This is a genomic window from Butyricicoccus sp. (genome assembly GCF_050872565.1).
Taxonomy (GTDB): domain Bacteria; phylum Bacillota; class Clostridia; order Oscillospirales; family Butyricicoccaceae; genus Butyricicoccus_A.
In genome coordinates this window covers 1-3,629 of sequence record NZ_JBNMHC010000230.1, presented here as the reverse complement: position 1 = coordinate 3,629, position 3,629 = coordinate 1, and the positions used below count along the sequence as shown (strand labels likewise).

The 3,629-nt window shown below is 46.9% G+C and carries 3 protein-coding genes and 1 pseudogene; all 4 read left to right on the top strand.

The window, feature by feature from the left end:
• Positions 1–244 (top strand): annotated as a pseudogene (locus tag ACR0P9_RS09165) (hypothetical protein); the annotation flags it as partial.
• Positions 245–262: 18 nt separating this feature from the next.
• Positions 263–1,453 (top strand): efflux RND transporter periplasmic adaptor subunit, encoded by a 1,191-nt coding sequence (locus ACR0P9_RS09160; RefSeq protein WP_432619425.1) that lies wholly within the window; start codon positions 263–265, stop codon positions 1,451–1,453.
• Positions 1,453–2,145, top strand: coding sequence for an ABC transporter ATP-binding protein (locus ACR0P9_RS09155; protein WP_432619423.1), 693 nt, complete (start codon positions 1,453–1,455; stop codon positions 2,143–2,145). Before ACR0P9_RS09160 ends, ACR0P9_RS09155 begins: the two co-directional genes overlap by 1 nt.
• Complete coding sequence (locus ACR0P9_RS09150; RefSeq protein WP_432619421.1) at positions 2,142–3,569, top strand: efflux RND transporter periplasmic adaptor subunit; 1,428 nt, start codon at positions 2,142–2,144, stop codon at positions 3,567–3,569. The genes ACR0P9_RS09155 and ACR0P9_RS09150 overlap by 4 nt, the downstream gene beginning before the upstream one ends.
• The last annotated feature ends 60 nt before the right edge of the window (positions 3,570–3,629 follow it).

Here is a 3,629-nt window from a genome sequence, read left to right as displayed (position 1 = left end):
TTCTAATATTTTAAAATATGCAGATCCGAGCGAGCCGATTTTGCTGACAATCTCTGGAAGCGCAAAACAGCTTGTGATTCGATTTGAAAACAAGATTCTATTACAGGGAGATAATTTAGAAAGCACGCAGGTTGGCGTGCGAAATATTTGCCTGATGATGGAAAAAATGCAGGGACTCTGTCAAGTGCGAAAGACCAAAGAACGGTATTGCATCCAGCTGGTATTTTCCGTTGCGAGAGAGTAAACAGAAAGGAAGGACATCATGAAAAAACACCTGTTGGGAGGCTGCTTGGTGGCATCGTTATTGCTGTTGAGCGGCTGTGGAAGCGGAACAACCAATCAGACTGTATATGTGCAGAGTGTAGGGGACATTCTGGGATATGACACGACAGCAACACAGTTTTCGGGCACTGTTGAGTCTAGCAAGTCGCAGAAAATCGAAAAAGATGATGACAAGACCATTGACGAGATCAAGGTACAGCAGGGAGACAGCGTCAAAAAGGGACAGGTTTTGTTTACGTACAACAAGGATTCTCTGCAAATTTCCGTGGATTCTGCCAAACTAGAGGTTGAATCGATTCAGAATAAGATCTCATCGTATCAGCAGCAGATTGCCCAGCTGAAAAAAGATAAAAAAGCAGCGGGAAAATCAGAACAGCTCAGCTACAATCTGCAAATTCAGGAAGCACAACTGGATTTGTCCTCTGAGCAATATAATTTAAAGAAAAAACAGAAAGAACTGGATGATCTGCAAAAAGATCTGCAAAATGCGGATGTTGTCGCAGAAGCAGATGGCGTGGTACAGTCGATTTCTTCCGACAATTCGTCGGATAACAGCGGTGCTTTTATGACGATTTTGCAGACCGGCGCGTATAAAATCAAAGGTCAAGTGAGTGAGCTGGAAGTCGGCGAGCTGGAACAGGACGCAGAGGTCACCATTCATTCGCGCATTGATGACAACAAGACATGGACGGGCACGATTTCGCAAGTGGATACCAACGGTGCAGTGGCTGACTCTGATGAAAATTCGATGAATAGCGACCAAAATACAGATAATACAGCGTCTAAATATACATTTTATGTCGTGCCGGACACGCAGGACGGCATGATGATCGGCCAGCACGTGTACATTACGGTGGGAAAACAGGAGACAGATAAGGGAATTTGGCTCAATGCAGATTATGTCGTTCGCGATGGAGATACGGCATATGTTTGGCTGGCAAATACAAACGGCGTACTGGAAAAGCGAACGGTCACGATTGGCAGACACAATGAGGAAGCTAACACGTATGAAATTACCGATGGTCTGACCTTGGATGATTATCTGGCTTTCCCAACGGATGACTGCAAGGAAGGGGAAAAGACGACGGTTTCTCAAGCTGATGACTCTTCCGAAGATACGTCCGGCGATGTAGGTTCTGCTGCCATGTCGGTAGAGGAAGGAGCGTCATAATGAGCCAAATCATTGCGTGCCGCGATATTTTTAAAGATTACGCGCGCGGTAAATTGATCGTGCCCGTGCTCAAACATGTGACGTTTTCCGTAGAACAAGGCGAGTACATTGCCATTATGGGACCGTCAGGTTCGGGAAAAACCACCTTGATGAATATCATTGGCTGCTTGGATACACCGACTTCCGGCACATTTACACTGGATGGCGAAGAAATTGCCGGTCTGTCAGAAAATCGCATGGCAGAGATCCGGAATAAAACGTTGGGCTTTGTCTTTCAGCACGCGGATTTGCTGCCGGAGCTGACTGCTTTGGATAATGTTGCGCTGCCGCTGTTATATCGCGGTGTGCGCAAAAAGGAGCGCAGAGAACGCGCTGCGGAGATGCTGGAAAAGGTCGGATTGGGTGACCGCATGGAATTTTATCCCAATCAGATGTCCGGCGGTCAGTGCCAGCGCGCGGCGATTGCCCGCGCAATTGTCGGAAATCCAAAGCTGCTGCTGGCAGATGAACCGACAGGTGCCTTGGATAGTCAGTCGGGAAAAAACATTATGCAGCTGTTTCGTCAGCTCAATCAAGAAGGCATTACCATTATTACGATTACGCACGCCATCGAAGTGGCACGAGAAGCGGATAAATGCTATCAGATTTATGATGGCGAACTGTTTACAGATGGGGAGGTTCCAGTGCGGTGAAAAAAATTCCGAAAAAAGCAAAAATACTTGTAGGCGTCGCCGTATTGGCGGGAGCGGTTGGATTTGGCTGCTTCCGTGTGTATCAAGACCACTTCCATGGAACGGTTGCCGTGTATTCCGCTTCTGATGGCAGCATTTCGACGAGTGAAACAGATTGGGGCGGAGCACAGTATGATGGCACCATACAGGCAGATGGCGTGCAGACCATTATGGTATCCGAATCGCAGACGGTCGGAGAAGTTGCAGTCAAAGAGGGGCAGCAGGTCAAAAAAGGCGACAAGCTGTTTTCCTATGATACCACACTGTCTGATTTGGACATGCGGCGTGCGCAGCTGGACATCAAAAAACTGGAATTGCAGCTGAAGACGGCGAAAAACAACTTGAAAATCGTACAAAAATATCGTCCGGGCGAGCCGATAAAAGAACAGATTACGCAGATTGACCCGGTTGAATCGAGTGATTCCGAGGATAAAGAGTCTGACAATAAGGCGACCAATACCAGTGCTTCTTCTGTGACAGCAAAGGTGGTTTTATTGGGCGGTGACGCTGAATCGGTAAAATCATTCGATGATAGCGATGACAATGCAGCGGTCAAGGGCAAAAATGATGCCAAGACATCATCTCAACAACAGCAGGGCGGAACAACGGATACGCCATCTGCATCGTCTGAGAACATCCCAGAAGATGACAACGGCGAGACAACATACACGAAGCAGGAAATTGAACAGATGGTCAACGAACAGAAGGAATCGGTTCGTGACTTGGATTTGCAGCTGCGGCAGGCAAAATTGCAGTATGCAAAGAAGCAAAAGGAAGAACAGAACAACACCGTATACAGTGAGCTGGATGGAACGGTCACGTATGTCGGCGATCCGAGCAATAAAAGCAAGGCTTTTATGAAAATCAGCGGTGGCGGCGGATATTTGGTAAAGATCTCTGTCAATGAATTTACGTTGCAGGAAGTCAAAGTTGGTCAACCCGCAACGGTACAAGACTGGATGACTGGCGAGAGTTATACGGGTAAGGTCACCAATATCGGAACGTATCCAGACGATGAACAGGGATATATGGGAAATACCAATTCTTCCTATTATCCGGTATATATTCAGCTGGATGACAGCGGCGGAAATTTGACCGATCAAAGTTCAGTGAGTGTGACATTGCAAACCACCGAGGAACAGAGCGATTTGTATTTGGAATCCGGCTTTATCTTAAAAGAAAACGGTAAAAATTATGTTTACGTACAGGGCGAAGACGGAAAACTGGAAAAACGTCAAGTGACCATAGGAAAATCGTTGGATGGCTATTATACGCAAATCAAAAGTGGTTTGACGGGAGATGACTGGGTTGCATTTCCGTATGGAAAGAATGTCAAGGAAGGTGCCGCGACACAGCAGGCGGATACTTCCGAGCTGTGGCAGTAAAGAGGGAGTGAAACGATGTTTGAAAATATGAGGCTTGCCTTTCAAGGCATTTGGAGCCAC

What these genes read in the sequence shown, in the direction of transcription:
- ACR0P9_RS09160 (WP_432619425.1), top strand. Translation starts at nt 263, where the DNA reads ATGAAAAAACACCTGTTGGGAGGCTGCTTGGTGGCATCGTTATTGCTG.
- ACR0P9_RS09155 (WP_432619423.1), top strand. Translation starts at nt 1,453, where the DNA reads ATGAGCCAAATCATTGCGTGCCGCGATATTTTTAAAGATTACGCGCGC.